The 19519-nt window shown below is 60.3% G+C and carries 19 protein-coding genes; 15 read left to right on the top strand and 4 right to left on the bottom strand.

What is annotated here, in order from left to right; translation table 11 throughout:
* Positions 1–119: 119 nt before the first annotated feature.
* The 7 genes from AO353_RS27890 (at position 120) to astA (ending at position 7414) form a co-directional block, all read left to right on the top strand.
* Positions 120–974, top strand: coding sequence for a MurR/RpiR family transcriptional regulator (locus AO353_RS27890; RefSeq protein WP_054597875.1), 855 nt, complete (start codon positions 120–122; stop codon positions 972–974).
* 2 nt (positions 975–976) lie between these two features.
* Positions 977–1621 carry an isochorismatase family cysteine hydrolase gene (locus tag AO353_RS27895; protein ID WP_054597876.1) on the top strand — a complete coding sequence of 215 codons (645 nt, stop codon included), beginning with the start codon at positions 977–979 and terminating at the stop codon, positions 1619–1621.
* Positions 1618–2970, top strand: coding sequence for a glutamine synthetase family protein (locus AO353_RS27900; protein ID WP_054597877.1), 1353 nt, complete (start codon positions 1618–1620; stop codon positions 2968–2970). The genes AO353_RS27895 and AO353_RS27900 overlap by 4 nt, the downstream gene beginning before the upstream one ends.
* The gene (locus AO353_RS27905) at positions 2954–3706 is read left to right on the top strand and encodes an N-formylglutamate amidohydrolase (RefSeq protein ID WP_054597878.1); all 753 of its coding nucleotides are present in this window, start codon (positions 2954–2956) and stop codon (positions 3704–3706) included. The genes AO353_RS27900 and AO353_RS27905 overlap by 17 nt, the downstream gene beginning before the upstream one ends.
* Positions 3707–3849: 143 nt before the next feature.
* Entirely contained in the window at positions 3850–5199 is a 1350-nt protein-coding gene (locus tag AO353_RS27910) for an APC family permease (protein WP_054597879.1), read from the top strand.
* A gap of 132 nt (positions 5200–5331) precedes the next feature.
* Positions 5332–6348, top strand: coding sequence for an arginine N-succinyltransferase (locus tag AO353_RS27915; RefSeq protein WP_054597880.1), 1017 nt, complete (start codon positions 5332–5334; stop codon positions 6346–6348).
* Between the two features lie 31 nt (positions 6349–6379).
* Positions 6380–7414, top strand: coding sequence for an arginine N-succinyltransferase (gene astA, locus AO353_RS27920; RefSeq protein WP_054597881.1), 1035 nt, complete (start codon positions 6380–6382; stop codon positions 7412–7414).
* 153 nt (positions 7415–7567) lie between these two features.
* Here astA and AO353_RS27925 read toward each other — a convergent pair whose 3' ends face one another.
* Complete coding sequence (locus AO353_RS27925; RefSeq protein ID WP_054597882.1) at positions 7568–7900, bottom strand: hypothetical protein; 333 nt, start codon at positions 7898–7900, stop codon at positions 7568–7570.
* A 957-nt stretch (positions 7901–8857) separates the two neighbouring features.
* Complete coding sequence (locus AO353_RS27930) at positions 8858–9742, bottom strand: LysR family transcriptional regulator (protein ID WP_054597883.1); 885 nt, start codon at positions 9740–9742, stop codon at positions 8858–8860.
* A 148-nt stretch (positions 9743–9890) separates the two neighbouring features.
* Here AO353_RS27930 and AO353_RS27935 point away from each other — a divergent pair, with 148 nt between their 5' ends.
* From AO353_RS27935 to AO353_RS27945, 3 genes are read left to right on the top strand one after another with little or no spacing between them, the layout of a single operon-like run.
* Positions 9891–10589 (top strand): CoA transferase subunit A, encoded by a 699-nt coding sequence (locus tag AO353_RS27935; RefSeq protein WP_054597884.1) that lies wholly within the window; start codon positions 9891–9893, stop codon positions 10587–10589.
* Positions 10590–10624: 35 nt separating this feature from the next.
* Positions 10625–11284, top strand: coding sequence for a CoA transferase subunit B (locus tag AO353_RS27940; protein ID WP_054597885.1), 660 nt, complete (start codon positions 10625–10627; stop codon positions 11282–11284).
* Between the two features lie 23 nt (positions 11285–11307).
* The gene (locus AO353_RS27945; RefSeq protein WP_054597886.1) at positions 11308–12489 is read left to right on the top strand and encodes an acetyl-CoA C-acetyltransferase; all 1182 of its coding nucleotides are present in this window, start codon (positions 11308–11310) and stop codon (positions 12487–12489) included.
* A 320-nt stretch (positions 12490–12809) separates the two neighbouring features.
* On the opposite strand, the gene AO353_RS27955 is transcribed toward AO353_RS27945, so the two are convergent.
* Entirely contained in the window at positions 12810–13346 is a 537-nt protein-coding gene (locus AO353_RS27955; RefSeq protein ID WP_054597888.1) for a DUF4174 domain-containing protein, read from the bottom strand.
* 544 nt (positions 13347–13890) lie between these two features.
* Here AO353_RS27955 and AO353_RS27960 point away from each other — a divergent pair.
* Positions 13891–14937 (top strand): class I SAM-dependent methyltransferase, encoded by a 1047-nt coding sequence (locus AO353_RS27960; RefSeq protein WP_054597889.1) that lies wholly within the window; start codon positions 13891–13893, stop codon positions 14935–14937.
* A 54-nt stretch (positions 14938–14991) separates the two neighbouring features.
* Here the strand turns inward: AO353_RS27960 and AO353_RS27965 are convergent, their stop codons facing one another.
* Positions 14992–15777, bottom strand: coding sequence for a sulfite exporter TauE/SafE family protein (locus AO353_RS27965; protein ID WP_054597890.1), 786 nt, complete (start codon positions 15775–15777; stop codon positions 14992–14994).
* Between the two features lie 336 nt (positions 15778–16113).
* On the opposite strand from AO353_RS27965, the gene AO353_RS27970 reads away from it, so the two are divergent.
* The 4 genes from AO353_RS27970 to AO353_RS27985 all read left to right on the top strand — a co-directional run bounded on the left by AO353_RS27970 (position 16114) and on the right by AO353_RS27985 (position 19508).
* Positions 16114–16890, top strand: coding sequence for an ABC transporter substrate-binding protein (locus AO353_RS27970; protein WP_019689781.1), 777 nt, complete (start codon positions 16114–16116; stop codon positions 16888–16890).
* A gap of 93 nt (positions 16891–16983) precedes the next feature.
* Entirely contained in the window at positions 16984–17673 is a 690-nt protein-coding gene (locus tag AO353_RS27975) for an ABC transporter permease (protein ID WP_054597891.1), read from the top strand.
* A gap of 17 nt (positions 17674–17690) precedes the next feature.
* Positions 17691–18386: an ABC transporter permease gene (locus tag AO353_RS27980; protein ID WP_054597892.1), complete on the top strand. Its 696-nt coding sequence runs from the start codon at positions 17691–17693 to the stop codon at positions 18384–18386.
* 9 nt (positions 18387–18395) lie between these two features.
* The gene (locus AO353_RS27985; RefSeq protein ID WP_054597893.1) at positions 18396–19508 is read left to right on the top strand and encodes a succinylglutamate desuccinylase/aspartoacylase family protein; all 1113 of its coding nucleotides are present in this window, start codon (positions 18396–18398) and stop codon (positions 19506–19508) included.
* Positions 19509–19519 lie beyond the last annotated feature (11 nt).

Here is a 19519-nt window from a genome sequence, read left to right on the forward strand (position 1 = left end):
CCACTTTAGTGCTTTTCAGGCACATGAAAAAATTCACTAGACATGTAGCATAAATTACATAAATACTGATTTAACGGATTATGAAATAAAAGCGACACCCCCCTCTAGCAGGAGCTCGGATGCCCTCACTCAGAGACCGGATCACCGATCCCGGCCTGGACCTCACGCCGTCGGAACGCAAAGTCATACGTGCATTGCTGGATCAGTACCCGCGCAACGGGCTGGGCCCGATGTCACGCCTGTCCGAGCATGCCGGCGTCAGCGATCCGACCATCGTGCGCCTGGTGAAAAAACTCGGCTTCGGTGGCTATGCCGATTTTCAGGACGCACTCCTCAGCGACATGGATCACCGGCTGCGCTCGCCCAGTGCACTGTTGCAACCACGTTCGCACCTCAAGCAAGACGATGTCTGGACCCATTACCTGGCGGACAGTCACCGCGCCCTGCTCGAAACCCAGGCCCTGACCCAGCCCGAAGATGTGCGCATCCTGGCCGAATGGCTGCTGGATACACGGCATCAAGTGCATTGCTTCGGCGGACGCTTCAGCAGTTTCCTCGCCCACTACCTGCTCAATCATTTGCGCCTGTTGCGTGCAGGCTGCTTTGCCCTGGAAGACAACGCGCAACTGCCCGATCGGCTGTTCGATGTGCAACGCCAGGACGTAGTGCTGGTGTTCGACTATCGACGCTATCAATCCCAGGCACTGCGCGTTGCCAGCGCGGCCAGGAACCGGCATGCGCGCGTCGTGCTGTTCACCGATATCTACGCCTCGCCGCTGCGCGAGATGGCGGATCTGGTGATCACTGCGCCCGTAGAGTCGGCGTCGGCCTTCGACACCCTGGTGCCGGCGCTGGCCCAGGTCGAGGCCTTGATTGCCTGCCTGACGCCGCGTTGCCCGGATCTCGCCGAGCGACTCGAAGGCATCGATGCACTACGAAGCGATTTCACCACTCACCTGCTGGAGGAAAAATAAGGATGTTTATGCTCCCCCATCACTCGCCCCGTGACTTGCCGTTTGCTACCGACCACACCGCGCTGCTGCTGGTGGACATGCAACGCGCCTGGCTTGAGCCGCAGTTCGACCCGCACCTGCAAGGGCCCGACGCCAAGTACTTCCTCGAGCGCACCCGCCAACAGGTGATTCCCAACCAGCTCAGGCTGTTGGCCGCCGTGCGCACGGCTCGGCAGAACGTTCTGCATACACTCATCGAAAGCCTCACCGCCGACGGTCGCGACCGCTCGCTGGACCACAAACTGTCGGACATGCACCTGCCAAAAGGCAGCCCGCACGCCGCCATCATTGAAGAACTGACACCGGTCGAAAACGAAATCGTCTTGCCCAAGACCTCCTCCGGGGTCTTCAACTCGACCAACATCGACTATGTGCTGCGCAACCTGCAAACCCGCCATCTGATCATCGCCGGCATCGTCACCGACCAGTGTGTCGACATGGCCGTGCGCGATGCGGCTGACCGCGGCTATCTGGTGACGTTGGTCGAAGACGCCTGCGCGACCTACACCGAGCAACGCCATCTGGCGTGCCTGAACGCAATCAAGGGTTATTGCTGGATCACCGACACGCAGACCGTGCTCGACCGTTTGCAGGCGTTGCAGGCATGAGCCGCGCCAACAGCAGTGAGCCCCTGACGCCCGTGGCCATGACCACCATCGTCACCACGGACCTGATCGGCGTGACCCGCGGCCGCTCGTTTCCCAGCGATGAACTCGAACACTACAAAGCCGCCGGTTGCGGTTGGGTCCCGGCCAACAGCGCGCTGACCCCGCAAGACATCATCGCCTCCAGCAATCCGTGGGGCGCCTACGGTGACTTGCGGCTGATCCCCGACCTGGCCAGCCGGGTGACGGTCAGCAACGGTCCCGATGCCAGTGCGTCGGCCCTGGATTTCATCCATGGCGACATTTGCGAAACCGATGGCCGTCCATGGGCGGCCTGCCCGCGGACACTGCTGCGAAACGAAGTACAGCGTTACCACGATGAACTGGGGCTGCAGATCACGTCGGCCTTCGAGCACGAATTCAACCTCACCACCGACAGCGCCCAGGTCGAGCATCCGGCGTTTTCGCTGGAGGCCCAGCGTCAGGGCGCGGCGTTCGGCGGCTGGTTGCTCAGCGCCTTGCGCGCAGGGGGGGTCGAGCCGGAAATGTTCCTGCCCGAATATGGCAAACACCAATACGAAATCACCTGCCGGCCGACCCAGGGCGTCGCGGCGGCCGACCGCGCGGTCAACGTGCGCGAGATCACCCGTGAGATCGCCCGGCAAATGGGCCTGAACCTGAGCTTTGCACCCAAAACGTCCGAGCACGCGGTATGCAACGGCGTGCACCTGCACCTGAGCCTGCACGACCTGTCCGGCGATCCGGTGTTGTATGACGCTGGGACCGCGAATGGCCTGTCGACCCTCGGCCAGCACTGGTCCGCGGGCGTGTTGCACTACTTGCCGGCCCTCTGCGCGTTGACCGCACCGACCCCGATTTCCTATGAGCGCCTGCAACCGCATCACTGGAGCGCGTCGTACGCGTGCCTGGGCCAACGCAACCGCGAAGCCTCGTTGCGGATCTGCCCGACCGTGAGCCTGGGCGGCAAATCCGAAGCCGCGCAATACAACCTCGAGTTCCGCGCCATGGACGCCACAGCCTCCCCGCATCTGGCGATGGCCGCCGTGCTGATTGCCGGCCGACTGGGCATCGAGCAACGCCTGGCGTTAAACGCAATCACCGACGAAGTCCCGGACTCGCTGAATGAAGAACAACGCCAGCGCCGCGGCATCGTCGCCCTGCCCGCGTCACTCGCGCAGGCCCTGAGCCACTTGCGGGGCAGCGAGGCCTTGCTTGAAGCCTTGCCAAGCGCCTTGCTCGACACCTACTTCGCCGTCAAAACCGAGGAACTTGCCTTGACCCAACACCTGTCACCCGCCCAACTCTGTGAGCACTATGCACGCCTCTACTGAGTCCGCCGAGTTCGGGCTCTACACCGAGCCGGCGTACAGCCTGAGCCGGGAAGCGTCCGAGCACCCGCTGATTCTGGTGTGTGAACATGCCAGCCGCTACATCCCGACGGCCTTGAACGATCTGGGCTTGAGCAGCGAAGCCGCGCACGAGCACATTGCCTGGGACATCGGCGCGCTGGCGCTCGCCGAAAGCCTGTCCAAAGCCCTCGGCGCGACCCTGCTGGCGGCCAACTACTCGCGTCTGCTGATCGACCTCAACCGTCCGTTGCAGGCGCCGGACAGCATCCCGGCCAAGAGCGAAATTTACCCGGTGCCGGGCAATCAGAACCTCAACAAAGCCACCCGCGACTACCGCCGCGAGTGCCTGTTCACACCGTTTCACACACGCCTTCACCATCTGATCGATGCCCGCCTGGCCGAAGGCCGCACGGTGCGGGTGGTGGGCATTCACAGCTTCACGCCGATCTACTTCGGCCAACCTCGAGCGCTGGAAGCCGGCGTGCTGTATGGGCAGGCCGAGGAGTATGCGAACCGGCTGATCGACGGGTTGGCCAGGTATCCATTGCGGGTTGCCGGCAATCAGCCCTACAAAATCAATCCGGCGAGCGACATGACAGTGCCGGTTCACGGCGACACCCGTGGCATCGACTCGGTGCTGATCGAGGTGCGTAACGACCTGTTGCGCAATCGGCTGGCGGTCCAGACCTGGAGCGATTATCTGGCGCCGTTGCTGTAGAACCGAAACCTCAAACGAACCGTTTCAAGCTGAAAATACACAGATGGTTGTACTGGTAAAACAACGATAACAAACGCTGTAGCGTGTTTTTACCGGCCTGGTTCAAACACATTGCCGTAGTGGCCTACAAGGAGAACCGCTTCATGGAAATAGAAGAATTCGGCTACAAGCAAGAGTTGAAACGCAGCCTGTCGCTGACCGATCTGGTGGTTTACGGGATGATTTTCATGATCCCCATCGCCCCGTTCGGCGTATACGGCTACGTCAACCAGGAGGCGCCCGGCATGGTGCCGCTGGCCTACATCATCGGCATGGTGGCGATGCTGTTCACCGCCTTGAGTTACGGCAGCATGGCACGGGCCTTCCCGATCGCCGGCTCGGTCTACTCCTATGCTCAACGCGGGCTGCACCCGCATGTTGGCTTTATCGCCGGCTGGCTGATGCTGCTCGACTACCTGCTGATCCCGCCGTTGCTCTATGTGTATGCGGCAATGGCGCTGAATCACCTGTACCCGGACATTCCCAAGGTCGGTTTCATCCTCGCCTTCCTGGTCAGTGCGACCTTCGTCAACCTGCGGGGAATCACCTTTACCGCACGGATGAACATCATCTTTCTGCTGGCGCAACTGGTGGTGCTGGGGATCTTCCTGTTCTACGCCTGGACCGCCTTGCACGGTGGCGCCGGTAACGGCCAGCTGACCCTGGCGCCGCTGTACAACCCTGAACACTTCAACTTCGCGCTGCTGATGCAAGCGGTGTCGATTGCGGTGTTGTCGTTCTTAGGCTTCGATGCGATTTCGACCCTGGCCGAAGAGATCAAGGGCGATCCGGGCCGCAGCGTCGGCAAAGCCGCGTTGATCACGCTGGTGGTCATGGGGGTGATTTTCGTCGTGCAGACCTGGATCGCCACGGACCTGGCCGCCGGCATGGGCTTCAAGTCCGCTGATACCGCGTTCTATGAAATCGCCGAAATTGCTGCCGGCAGCTGGCTGGCGACCGTTACCGGTGTAGCCACGGCACTGGCCTGGGGCGTAGCGGTAGCGATCACCTCGCAAGCCGCAGTATCGCGCCTGCTGTTCGGCATGGCACGCGACGGCAAACTGCCCAAAGTGCTGGCCAAGGTCCACCCCAAACACAACACTCCGTACATCAGCATTTACCTGGTGGCGGTGCTGTCGCTGCTGATCTGCTACCTGTTCATCAACTCGGTGGACACCCTGACTTCATTGGTCAACTTCGGGGCCCTGAGCGGCTTCATACTGCTGCACCTGACCGTGATCAACTACTACTGGCGTCGGCAGAAGTCCGGCCAGTTGATCCGTCATCTGGTCTGCCCGGTGATCGGCTTCATCATCGTCAGCGCCATCTTGTACAACATGGGTGTCGATGCGCAAAAGCTCGGCGGTATCTGGATTGCAGCGGGCCTGGTCTACCTGTTTTTCCTCAACAGAATCGGCGCCAGCGCTGTGTTGCCGGCCCCTTCCAACAGTTAGAACAGGTCAGCATTTAAAACGTCGAGCGGTCGCTGACAGGGATTAGCCGACCGCCGTTGCAGTGCGTGGAAACCGACAGTGATAGTCAAGCCTGATGCCCGGTATCAGGCCCTTTGATACAGGAGTACATCCATGCTGGCCTTACGCCCAGTTCAGTTATCCGACCTGCCTCAGTTGCAACAACTTGCGCGCGACAGCCTGGTGGGTGTCACCTCGTTGCCGGACGACACCGAGCGCCTGCGCCAGAAGATTCTCGCATCCTGCGCATCGTTTGCCAGTGACGTGAAGAGCCAGGGGCCGGAGAACTATTTCTTCGTGCTGGAAGATCTGGCCAGTCAACGGCTGCTGGGCTGTTCGGAAGTGCTCGCGACCGCCGGTTTCAACGAGCCCTTCTACAGCCTGCGCAACCGCCCGTTCACCAGTGAGTCGCGCGAGCTGAACATTCATCACGGGGTGCCGGCGCTGTCGTTATGCCAGGACCTCAGCGCCCATACCTTGCTGCGCGGTTTTCACATCAACACCGAGCTTGAACGCACGCCCTCCTCGGAAATGCTTTCACGGGCCCGACTGATGTTCATCGCCGCCCATCCGCAACGCTTTTCCGACGCCGTGATTACCGAAATCGTCGGCTACAGCAGCGACACGGGTGAATCGCCATTCTGGGATGCACTGGGCAAGCACTTTTTCGACCTGCCCTACGTCGAGGCCGAACGTCTCTGCGGCTTGCAGAACCGAAGCTTTCTCGCCGAGTTGATGCCGCACTACCCGATCTACGTGCCGATGCTGCCGCAAAGCGCTCAGGCGTGTATTGGCCGGATTCATCCGGATGGCCAGGAAGCCTTCGACATCCTTGAGCGTGAAGGCTTCGAGACCAACAGCTACATCGACCTCTTCGACGGTGGGCCAACACTGTTTGCGCGCACCCCGAGCATTCGTTCGATCGCCCAGACCCGCACGGCCGTTGCCCATTTGAGTTCACACAGCGGCGGCAAGACGCCGTACCTGCTGAGCAATGACTCTTTGGAAAACTACCGGGCAATTGTCGCCGAACTGGACTGGAGCGCAGACGAACCCGTCATGCTCGACGCCACTCAACTCGATGCGTTGCAACTGGACAACGGCGGCCCGGTTCGGCTGATTGCGCTATGAAGCAGGTCTTCCGCACTCAAGGAGCTCCATCATGATCGTGCGCCCGGTTCAAATGACCGACCTGCCTGCGTTACTGGCGCTGGCACGCAGCGCCGGCCCGGGCTTCACTTCGCTGCCGGCCAACGAAGAACGTCTGACCCTGCGCGTCCGCTGGGCGCAGCGGACCTTTGCCGGTCAGGTTGAACGGGCCGACGCCGACTACCTGTTCGTGCTCGAAGACGACGATCAGCAGGTGATCGGCGTCAGCGCCCTGGCAGGTGCTGTCGGGCTGCGCGAACCCTGGTACAACTACCGCGTCGGATTGACGGTCAACACCTCGGCGGAGCTGGGAATCCGTCGACAAATCCCGACCTTGTTCCTCAACAACGAAATGACCGGCCAATCGGAAATCTGCTCGTTGTTCCTGCGCCCGGATCAGCGCCAGGGCCATAACGGCCGCCTGCTGTCAGTCGCGCGACTGCTGTTTGTCGCCGAGTTCCCGCACTTGTTCGGCGACAAACTGATCGCCGAGCTGCGCGGCAGCGCCGACGAGCACGGATGCTCGCCGTTCTGGGACAGCCTGGGTCGACATTTTTTCAAAATGGATTTCAGCCACGCCGATCACCTGTCCGGGCTCGGCAACAAGTCGTTCATCGCCGAGCTGATGCCACGTCAGCCGCTGTACACCTGCATGCTCACCGAGCAAGCCCAGGCGGTAATCGGCAAGGCCCATCAAAACGCCGAACCGGCGCGCAGAATCCTCTGCAACGAAGGCTTTGCCCATAAGGGTTACATCGACATTTTCGACGGCGGCCCGGTCATCGAAGCCCAGGTCTCGAAAATCCGTGCCGTGCGCAACAGCCAGTCTCTGGACCTGATGGTCGGCACACCTGACGACAACGCGCCGCTCTGGCTGATCCATAACCAGCGCCTGGAAAACTGCCGGATCACCGCCGCCCGCGCCCGACTGGTCGGCAACAGCTTGCTGGTCGATCGCCTGACCGCCAAGCGCCTGCAATTGCAAGCTGGCAGCTCGGTACGCGCCGTGCCGTTGCTCAAGCAACAACAGCAGGCGGTTGCCGCATAACGTGCCAGACAAACAGCAAAAAACCCGCACATGGCGGGCTTTCTGCTTGATGGGGTCAAATCCTTTTGTCAGTTCAATCTGCGCTTCAGGATGTGAGTAATTCGTGAAAAGCCTGTCGCAGGATCGAGAAAAAGACAGACTGCACTGAACACTCTATTTAACTGATGCCGAAACCGGTTCTGGCAACCGCCGCCCAAGCACATCCAGCAGATCACAACCGTCACGCAACGGAATGGCGCACAGCAAGGCGAAATCGTTGAGGATCACCGAATCGCTGGCAATCTCCCCGCGCATCGCCAGATTCTCCAGCACTTGAGTCACCGCACGAATGCGATAACGGGCAGCGTCGAGCAGGATATCGAGCGGCGCGTGGGTGTCGACGAACAGGGTCGGCATGTCAGAGCAGTTGCTGGTGAGGGCCATGTAGCGGTTGGAAGGATGGGAGGTTGGCGGGACGTAGGGTGGATTGGGGGTGTAGGTGTTCATTGTTCTGATTCCTAACGTATGGGTTGAAGCCGCCAGACATCACTTCCACGCAATAGGTGGCGGCTGTACGCAGGTGTGGAAGACCGGGACGTTAGGCACCCGGCGCGCTCGAAAGCGCCCCGCGCACAGCCACCATAAAACTCAGACGATAAAAAACGCCGAACTGGTGGCGCTTTGTGCGCCTAACGATAGAAGGGCTTCCACACCCTGTCACTGAATTTGCAGTGACAGCCCAAAGACTATCGATGAAGCCCATCACGCACCAGTTCATGCACACCGCCACAGCATGCGGGAAATATCCGACAAGTTCGCCCGGAAACTTCATCGATTGAGTGGCCGCCATCGCAGCATCGGAATCTACACAACATTGAAATGCCACGCAGGACTACGCCCGTAGCAGCTGTCGAGCCTGCGAGGCTGCGTTCGGCCGCGCAGCGGTCGTAAAATCAGGCACCACGTTCTTCCAGGAAAACCGTGTTCCCAGGATTTGCGAGGACTTCGTCCTCGAACGAGGCCTCGCAGGCTCGACAGCTGCTACGGACATCACCCACCCAAAATAAAGTAGCGCCCCCCAACCACTCAACAGGCCGAGCGTTAGCTCGCCTGCCGCTGTTGATCTTGATCCACCCGCCCCTTCGGGAGGCCGAGTGGAGGTGTTCATCAGGGGGTGGGCGCGCAGCGCCGTACGGCGTAGCCGGACACATCGAGAGGAGGTCGTCGCGAAGCAGACCGTAGGCGATGCCCCCTGATGGACACCGGAGTGAGGGTACGCCGAGCCTAGGCGAGGTGCCGGACGCTTGGGGCGAAGACCTTTGGTTACTTTGGGGCGTTTGCCAAAGTGACCCGCTGTAAGAGCGGAACCGTAAGCCGCCGTTACCGCAGAAATGGATATGTACACCAGCGGGAGATGGGTCGGCTGTCAGGCCGCCAAGGTCAACAGATCGCAGCCTGCGGCAGCTACAGGCGAACTTCGTCCTTGAGGATGTCAAACAACGCCTGCGCCGCCGCCGACAACTCATGCCCCGGTTTGGTCAACACCCCAATGGCCCGCTCAATCACCGGATCACTCAAGGTAATGCAACACGCCCCAAGCTCACGCATCTGCTCGACACACAACGCCGGCACCGCACTCACCCCCAGCCCACTGGCAACCATCCGCCCGACGGTCGCCAACTGATGACTCTCAAACTCCACCGGCAACTTCATCTGCCGCGCCTGCAAGTGCTCCTCAAGCATCACCCGCACCGTCGACGGCCGCTGCAACGTGATAAACGGCTGCTCCAGCAACGTTTTCCAGTCAATCTCGGCACGCTCGGCCAGCGGCGAATCACTCGGCACCACCGCAACAAAGCGATCCATGTACAACGGAGTGAATTCCAGCGACGAACTCTGCGTCGGCTCAAAAGCCACGCCAAGCTCCACATGACGGTCACGGACCATTTCCAGCACTTGTTCGTTGATCACGTCGTTCACCGTGACGTTGACCTTCGGGTAGCGCGCGCGAAAGGTCTTGAGAATCGGCGGCAGCAAATTGCCGGCAAACGAGGGCATCGCCGCCAGCGTCACCCGCCCTCGCTGCAGGGTGAAACGCTGGCGCATTTCATCCTCGGCGTTGTCCCAGTCAGCGATCAACCGCCGGGCCAGTGGTAGCAGGGACTCGCCCTCCGGGGTCAGCGCAACGTTGCGGGTGGTGCGGCTGAACAGCCGCCCACCGAGCCCGTCTTCCAGCGCCTTGATGGTCAAACTCAACGCCGACTGCGACAGGTGCAGCCGCTCACAGGCCACCGCAAAGCTCAAACTCTGCGCCACTGCCAAAAACGCCCTGATCTGCTTGACTGTCATCACCGTCCCTCACCATGCTGACCATTACCGATTACTGAGTTTTATCTATCAATCAACCTTAAAAATCAACTTATAAAATCAATCTGATAGAGCAACACTCCACCCCATACGGCTAGCCAGCCGCCCACAAAGAATAAAAGAGGTGCATATGGCAGGTTTCGACAAGCGCGTGAGTTCCTATGAGGAGGCTCTGGCAGGCCTCGAAGATGGTATGACCGTGATCTCTGGCGGCTTCGGGTTGTGCGGTATTCCGGAAAACCTGATCGCCGAGATCAAGCGCAAAGGGACCCGCGACCTGACCGTGGTTTCCAACAACTGCGGCGTCGACGGTTTTGGCCTCGGCGTACTGCTGGAAGACCGCCAGATCCGCAAAGTGGTCGCCTCCTATGTCGGCGAAAACGCCCTGTTCGAAAAGCAACTGCTGAGCGGCGAGATTGAAGTCGTGCTGACCCCGCAAGGCACCCTGGCGGAAAAAATGCGCGCTGGCGGCGCTGGCATTCCGGCGTTCTTCACCGCCACCGGCGTCGGCACTCCAGTGGCCGAAGGCAAGGAAATCCGTGAATTCAAGGGCCGTCCGTACCTGATGGAAGAGTCCATCACCGGCGACTTCGCCATCGTCAAAGGCTGGAAAGCCGACCACTTCGGCAACGTGATCTACCGCCACACCGCGCAGAACTTCAACCCGCTGGCCGCCACCGCCGGCAAGATCACCGTGGTCGAAGTCGAAGAGATCGTCGAACCCGGCGAGCTGGACCCCACACAGATCCACACCCCAGGCATCTACGTCGACCGGGTCATCTGCGGCACGTTCGAAAAACGTATCGAACAACGCACCGTGCGCAAGTGATCCTCGCCCCCAGCCCGAACAGTGGAGAATAAAAAATGGCTCTTACCCGCGAACAAATGGCTCAGCGCGTCGCCCGCGAAATGAAAGACGGCTACTACGTGAACCTCGGCATCGGCATTCCGACACTGGTTGCCAACTACATCCCCGAAGGCATGGAAGTCATGCTGCAATCGGAAAACGGCCTGCTCGGCATGGGCGCCTTTCCGACCGACGATAAAGTCGACGCGGACATGATCAATGCCGGCAAGCAGACCGTCACCGCGCGCATTGGCGCCTCGATTTTCTCGTCCGCCGAATCCTTTGCGATGATCCGCGGCGGCCACATCGACCTCACCGTGCTCGGTGCATTTGAAGTCGACGTACACGGCAACATCGCCTCGTGGATGATCCCCGGCAAACTGGTCAAGGGCATGGGCGGCGCGATGGACCTGGTGGCCGGTGCCGACAACATCATCGTGACCATGACCCACGCCTCCAAGGACGGTGAGTCGAAACTGCTGCCGTATTGCAGCCTGCCGCTGACCGGTGCCAATTGCATCAAGCGCGTGCTGACCGATCTGGCCTACCTGGAAATCGAAAACGGCGCATTCATCCTCAAGGAGCGCGCACCCGGTGTGAGCGTCGAGGAAATCGTCAGCAAGACCGCTGGTAAACTGATCGTTCCCGAGCATGTTCCGGAAATGCAGTTCGCCTGAACCGTCCCCTGAGGAGAAATTCGATGCAAGACGTTGTGATTGTTGCCGCCACTCGTACCGCCATTGGCAGTTTTCAGGGTTCGCTGGCCAGCATCCCGGCACCGGAACTCGGTGCCGCGGTGATTCGTCAATTGCTCGCAAAAACCGGTCTGGCAGCGGATCAGGTCGATGAAGTGATCCTCGGTCAGGTGCTGACCGCGGGCTCCGGCCAGAACCCGGCGCGCCAGGCCTCGATCCTCGCCGGTCTGCCGCACGCCGTTCCGGCACTGACCCTGAACAAGGTCTGCGGCTCGGGCCTCAAGGCCTTGCACCTGGGTGCGCAAGCGATTCGTTGCGGTGACGCCGAGGTGATCATCGCTGGCGGCATGGAAAACATGAGCCTGGCGCCATACGTGTTGCCGGCTGCTCGCACCGGCCTGCGCATGGGCCACGCGAAAATGGTCGACAGCATGATCAGCGACGGCCTGTGGGATGCGTTCAACGACTACCACATGGGCATCACCGCCGAGAACCTGGTGGACAAGTACCACCTGACCCGTGAGGAGCAGGATGCGTTCGCCGCCGCTTCGCAGCAAAAAGCCACGGCGGCTATCGCAGCCGGGCGCTTTGCCGACGAGATCACGCCGATCCTGATCCCGCAGCGCAAAGGTGAGCCGTTGTCCTTCACGGTCGACGAACAACCGCGCGCCGAGACCACTGCCGAGTCTTTGGCCAAGCTCAAACCGGCCTTCAAGAAGGATGGCAGCGTCACCGCTGGCAACGCCTCTTCGCTCAATGACGGCGCCGCTGCGGTGTTGCTGATGAGCGCCGACAAGGCCAAGCAATTGGGCTTGCCGGTGCTGGCAAAAATCGCCGCCTACGCCAATGCCGGCGTCGACCCGGCGATCATGGGCATTGCTCCCGTTTCCGCGACCCGCCGCTGCCTCGACAAGGCCGGCTGGAACCTCGATCAACTGGACCTGATCGAAGCCAACGAGGCCTTCGCCGCGCAGTCACTGGCGGTCGGCAAAGAGCTGGAATGGGATGCCAGCAAGGTCAACGTCAACGGCGGTGCCATTGCATTGGGTCACCCTATTGGTGCGTCCGGTTGCCGAGTGCTGGTGTCGTTGCTGCACGAAATGATCAAGCGTGACGCGAAGAAAGGCCTCGCCACCTTGTGCATCGGTGGTGGTCAGGGCGTGGCCCTGGCAATCGAGCGGGCCTAAACCCGCAGGCGTTCAACAGTCAGCGTGCGGACCCACGATATCCGCTCGCTGACTGGCAACACACCCGGTGCGACTTCGGTGGCGCCGGGTCTTTTTTTGCCTTGCAAAAACTGTTTTTCCAGAAACCCGTCCATTAAGAGAAAAGCGCGTCGAACACAAAACCTGTGGCGAGGGAGCTTGCTCCCGCTCGACTGCGAAGCGGTGGTAATCCGGCAATCGCGTTCCATCTGAATGCTCGCGGTGGCTGGCTTCAGGGTCGCTTCGCGACCCAGCGGGAGCAAGCTCCCTCGCCACAATTGATCAATCATCCAAAGATTTGATCAATCATCCAAAGGTTGCGGTGGTGCTGCCGGTTTTGCTCCTTTGCCCTTTTTTCCGCCCTTGACCGGCGCAGCCTCTACGGGTGGCGGCGCAGGTGGCGCTGCCTCTTTCTCGGCGGTTGGAAGCTGGTCAACGGTGGCGAACAGATCCTTGGCCTCGATCGGGCCGAGGTGGTCGAGTTTTTTCTCGCCGTCCTTGCCCACCAGAATGACCTTGGTCTCGCCACTGACGCCCAGTTTCAACTCGCGAATCAGCGCCATGGTAGTTTGTGCATCGAGGTCCTTGCCGTCACGTTGGCCCATGAGGTTGACCACGGTGTACAGCACCATATTGCGTTCTTTGAAGGCCTGGCTGTTGGCCGGTTCCGCCAGGGACTTTTTCAGGCTGACCAGTGTCGGGTCGATGCTGCTGGGAGCGATGACGATCAGCGGCCGGTTCCTGCCGCGTTCCTGGGCCAGGGGCGTGTCGTTGTCGGCGGCGAATAGAGGGCCGGCGACAGCGAGCAGAGTTGCAAGGGTCAGTGACCGAATGAGCATGCGCATCTCCTTTTGATTTCCACACTTTATGATTGCGCATCAAGGCGAAAGATCCAGTTCCGTCGCCTGAAATTTCTATCGCCATGCTGCGAAGCTTAGGCGAGCGGGCTTAATCCGCAACCGTATTTCGCGACACGGGTTTAGGCCATTTAGTTTGTTCAGGCTCACACCGCCAAGGCCAAAACACACGGCGCAGGGTTTTATCGCGTACTACACTTTTATTTGTCCCCCATAGGGGGGACGTTGCCAAATCCGGGTCCGTAAGCAGCGAGTTTGTCGAAGAAACCCGCCCATGACGCTGGAGACAATGGCTACTTGTAATCGTCCTGTGGGGCTCAGCCCCACAGTGACGTCATGCAGGACGACGTTTTCGCGTCCCACTCGCCCGGCCATGTCGCGTGTCCGGGCATTCGCGTAGCAGACGGTTTGGCTTCACAACGCGCCTGCAGTGTCGCCCTGACCATCCATCCGACTGCCGCCTGAAAGGTTGCTGCCTCTGCACACGCCCTCCTTCACCGGTGGTCTTTTTTCAGGAGGAGCAGTTATGGACGAAGCCAAACTCAATGACTTCATGGGCAAGGTGGTTTCCGACATGGGCGGCGCAGCGATGCTCGCGAACATGATCCTGGGCGATGAACTCGGTTTGTACCGGGCGATGGCCGACAGCCAGCCTGTCACCCCTGAAGAACTGGCCAGCAAGACTGGCTGCAATGCACGACTGTTGCGCGAATGGCTCAGTGCTCACGCAGCCTCTGGCTACATGGAGCACGTCGACGGAAAATTCCGCCTGCCAGAAGAACAAGCCCTGGCGCTGGCGATCGAGGACTCACCGGTTTATGTCCCGGGCGGCGCCGCAGTGATTGCCTCGTTTTACCATGACAAAGACAAACTGATCGCCGCCATGCGTGGCAATGGTGCCCTCGCCTGGGGCGATCACCACAGCTGCATGTTCAAAGGCACCGAACGCTTCTTCAGACCCGGCTACCGCGCACACCTGGTCGGCGAGTGGTTACCTGCGCTTGAAGGCGTGGTGGACAAACTGAAAGCCGGGGCCAAGGTCGCGGATGTCGGTTGCGGCCACGGCGCTTCAACGGTGGTCATGGCCAAAGCGTTCCCGGCCTCCAATTTTGTCGGCTTCGACTATCACGCGCCATCCATCACCACTGCTACCCAACGCGCTGAAGAAGGTGGCGTGGCCGATAGTGCTCGCTTCGTTCAGAGTACCGCCAAGAACTTTCCGGGCAATGACTACGATTTGATCTGTTACTTCGATTGCCTCCACGACATGGGCGACCCGGTGGGCGCTGCCAAACACGCCTATCAGGCGCTCAAGCCCGACGGGACGGTGCTGTTGGTGGAGCCGTATGCCAATGACCATCTCGACGAAAACGCGACTCCGGTAGGACGGCTGTTCTACGCCGCGTCTACGTTCATCTGCACGCCTAACTCGTTGTCTCAGGAAGTCGGCCTGGGGCTCGGGGCTCAAGCGGGGGAAGCACGGCTGCGGGATGTATTCACCCAGGCCGGATTCACGCATTTCCGCCGGGCAGCAGAGACACCGTTCAACCTGATTCTGGAGGCGCGTAAATAATCGCGGGAGTATGCCTCGGGCATGGCGCTGAGAGGGACAGCGCCATGCCGGGGATCAAAACACTAATTTGTAGCCGATGAACACCAGCATGACCGCCAGGCAAGGACGCAGCACACCGTCGGAAATTTTTCCGGTCAGGTGACTGCCGATATAGATCCCCGGCAACGACCCCATCAGCAGAAAGCCCAGCAGGTGCCAATCCATATTGCCCATGCTCGCATGCCCCAGTCCCGCAACCAGGGTCAGCGGTACGGCGTGGGCGATTTCTGTGCCGACCAGGCGTTTGGTTGCCAGGAACGGGTACAGGATGAACAGCGCCACAGTTCCCAGGGCGCCGGCACCGATGGAGGTCAAAGCGACCATCGCACCGAGTATCGCGCCCGTGACGATGGTCAGCAGGTTCAGGTTCCGGTTACTGAGGTGGTAATGATCGCCCGCATGTTTTTGGGCAAACGCCAAGAGCTGGCGCTTGAAAAAAATAGCCAGCGCCGTCAGCAGCAATACAAAGCCCAACGCCTGCTTGATAACGGTATTGGTCGCGTGCGGATCCGTGTTGAGGTATTTCAGGAACAACAAGGTCATGACAACGGCAGGCACACTGCCCAACGTCAGCCAGCCGGTAATTTTCCAGTCGATGTTGCGGTGCTTTTGATGAACCAGCACACCACCGGACTTGGTGATCGCGGCATACAACAAATCAGTCCCGACGGCCGTGGCCGGGTTGATGCCGAACCATAGAAGGATCGGCGTCATCAACGAGCCTCCCCCCACACCGGTCATTCCGACAACGAACCCGACAACCAAGCCTGCGACTACAAAACCCAAATTACCGAAGTCCATTGCCATACCTTACAAAACCAGCGCGACGACTTAAAAATCTGGCAGTCAGCATAGCGATTTTTCTTATAACCACTTATACCAATATGATCTGACTTTATAACTTCCCGCCATCAATCGTAGCCGCCAATCCCCCTTGTGCCGTCAGGGCACTGTCTCCTTGTTGCGCCATGACCGTCTGGCTGAAACGGCAGCCTGTTTGATATTTTTATTTTCACGCATTTGATTTATGAAATAAAACGTGTCATTTATACATTCCATGGACACGCAACCCGCTGCACCCCCTCGCCAGACCGGAAGGCATTCACCCCCAAACACCCTATCCACGGAGTCAACAATATGAACAAGACCGGACTTCTGGCTGCTCTGGCATTTTGCGCCGTCAGCACCCTGGCCCACGCCGACGAAGACAGCTTGCGTATCGGTATCGAAGCCGCCTACCCGCCGTTCTCCTTCAAGACCCCGGAAGGCAATATCAGCGGGTTCGACTACGACATCGGCAACGCCCTGTGCGAAGAAATGAAGATCAAATGCCAGTGGGTCATCCAGGAATTCGACGGGATGATCCCCTCGTTGAAAGTGCGCAAGATCGACGCGGTGCTGTCGTCGATGTCGATTACCGACGACCGCCTGAAGTCAGTCGACTTCAGCGAAAAGTACTACCACACCCCCGGCAAGTTCGCGGCGAAGGCCGGCCAGGCGATCAATGACCCGAAGGTCGATCTCAAAGGCAAGAAACTCGGTGTGCAACGCTCCTCCACCTACGACCGTTACGCGACCGAGCAACTAGCGCCCGCCGGCGTCGAGGTGGTGCGTTACTCATCGCAAAATGAAGCCTTCCTGGACCTGGCCTCGGGCCGACTGGACGCCACCCTCGCCGACATCGTCAACACCAACGAGAGCTTCATCAAGACCCCGGCCGGTAACGGTTTTGCCTTGGTAGGACCGGACATCAATGACCCGAAATATTTTGGTCGGGGCGCCGGGATTGCGCTGCGCAAAGGCGATACCGCGAACGCGGCACGCCTGAACACGGCGATTGACGCGATCCGTGCCAACGGCAAGTACCAGCAGGTCATGGCCAAGTACTTCGCGTTCGATATCTACGGCGAATAAGCCTTCCTGTAACGCTGGCGTCGGTCTTGCGCCGACGCCGCTTTTCTTGCTGGTCCCGCGCGCCTGCCGGCGCTTCGGGTGAGGAACTTCATCATGCTTCACGGCTACGGATCGAGCATTCTCGATGGCGCCTGGCTGTCGATCAATCTGGCTCTGAGCTCCATGGCACTGGCCATTACCCTGGGCCTGATCGGCGCGACGTTTCGCCTCTCGCCGCTCAAATGGTTGTCGACGCTGGGCGAAGGCTACACCACGGTGATTCGCGGTATCCCCGACCTGGTACTGATTCTGCTGATTTTCTACGGCGGCCAGGACCTGGTGAATCGCATCGCCCTCGGGCTCGGTTACACCCACTACATCGACATCAACCCGTTTGTGGCGGGTGTCTGCACCATGGGCTTCATCTTTGGCGCCTACCTCTCGGAAACCTTTCGCGGCGCCTTCATGGCGATCCCGCAAGGTCAGGCTGAAGCCGGAGCGGCCTATGGCATGAGCAGCGCCCAGGTGTTCTGGCGGATTCTGGTGCCGCAGATGATTCGCTTCGCGATCCCCGGCTTCACCAACAACTGGCTGGTGCTGACCAAATCCACGGCGTTGATATCGGTGATCGGCCTGCAGGACATGATGTTCAAGGCCAAGAACGCTGCCGACGCGACCCACGAACCCTTTACGTTTTTCCTCGCGGTGGCGGCGCTGTACCTGGTGCTGACCAGCGTCTCGTTGCTGGTGCTGCGCGCATTGGAAAAACACTACTCGGTCGGCATCAAAGCCGCCGTTTTGTGAGTGGGAGCGAACCGACCATGCTCGACTACAACCTGATCTGGGAAAACCTGCCGCTGTATTTCAGTGGCGCGTTATTGACCCTCAAAGTACTGCTGATTTCCCTGGCTTTTGGCCTGATGTTGGCCATTCCACTGGCATTGATGCGCGTCTCCCGCTCGCCGCTGATTAACTTCCCGGCCTGGCTCTACACCTACGCCATTCGTGGCACGCCGATGCTGGTGCAGCTGTTTTTGATCTATTACGGCCTGGCACAGTTTGAAGCGGTACGCCAAAGCGTGCTCTGGCCATACCTGTCCAGCGCGACCTTTTGCGCCTGCCTGGCCTTTGCGATCAACACCAGTGCCTATAGCGCAGAGCTGCTGGCCGGCAGTCTGAAGTCCACCCCCAACGGCGAGATCGAAGCCGCCAAGGCGATGGGCATGTCACGCCTGACCCTGTACCGCCGCATTCTGCTGCCGTCGGCCCTGCGCCGGGCGTTGCCGCAGTACAGCAATGAAGTGCTGATGATGCTGCAGACCACCAGCCTGGCGTCGATCGTCACCCTGGTCGACATCACTGGTGCGGCGCGCACGGTCAGCTCGCGGTTCTACCTGCCGTTCGAAGCGTTCATCACTGCCGGCCTGATCTACCTGGCCCTGACCTTCATTCTCGTGCGTCTGTTCAAGCTCGCCGAACGTCACTGGCTGGCGTACCTGGCCCCACGCAAGCACTAAGGAAATCCCATGGAGCACATTCACTACGTTCTACCCTGGAGCGCCTGCGGCACTGAACGCACGCTGTCGCTGTTTCGATTTGGCAGCGGCTCGCGCAAGGCCTACATCCAGGCATCGCTGCATGCCGACGAACTGCCTGGCATGCGCGTCGCCGTCGAACTCAAGCGCCGTCTGCGCGAGCTGGAATTACAAGGCCGCCTGACCGGCGTGATCGAACTGGTGCCGATGGCCAATCCGATCGGCATCGGGCAAATGTTCCAGGCCACCCATCAAGGGCGCTTCGAGTTCAACAGCGGCAAGAACTTCAACCGTGACTTCCCGGAGCTGGCCGAAGCCGTGGCCGTGCACCTGAAGGGCCAGCTGGGCGAGGATGCCGAGGCCAACGTGGCGCTGATCCGGCGTGCCATGATTGAAGTCATTGCCGACATGCCGCTGGCCGAATCGGAACTCGACGGCCTGCGCCGCCTGCTGTTGCAGCACGCCTGCGACGCCGATGTGGTGCTGGACCTGCACTGCGATTTCGAGTCGATCATGTTGCTGTACGCCCTGCCGCAAAACTGGCCGCGCCTGCGTTCACTGGCCGCACGCCTGAACGCTGAAGCCGTTCTGCTGGCCGAGGACGCCGGCGGCAATGCCTTCGACGAAGGCTGCGCGATTCCCTGGTTGCGTCTGTCCGAACTGTTCCCGCTGGCGAACATTCCGCTGGCCTGCGTGGCGACCACCATCGAACTGCGCGGCATGGCCGACACCGAACGCGAGCCGTGCATGGCCAGTGCCGAGCAAATCCTCGGCTACCTGGCCGAACAGGGCCTGATCAGCGGCGACTGGCCAGACGCGCCAGCCACCTGCTGCGACGCTACGCCCTTCGCCGGTGCGCAATACGCCTATGCGCCACACCCCGGTGTGGTGAGTTTTCTGCAACCGTTGGGTGCCCGGGTCTCGGTCGGCGACCCGCTGTTCGAAGTGATCGACCCGCTGACCGATCGCCACAGCGTGGTGAAGGCCAGCACCGACGGCATCCTTTATGCCCGCGAACGCCTGCGCTTTGCCCAACCGGGTTTGTGGCTGGCCAAGGTCGCAGGCTCTACCCCCATTCGCCAGGGTCGCTTGCTCAGCGACTGACTCAAGAGAAC

The sequence above is a fragment of the Pseudomonas fluorescens genome (genome assembly GCF_001307155.1).
Taxonomy (GTDB): domain Bacteria; phylum Pseudomonadota; class Gammaproteobacteria; order Pseudomonadales; family Pseudomonadaceae; genus Aquipseudomonas; species Aquipseudomonas helvetica.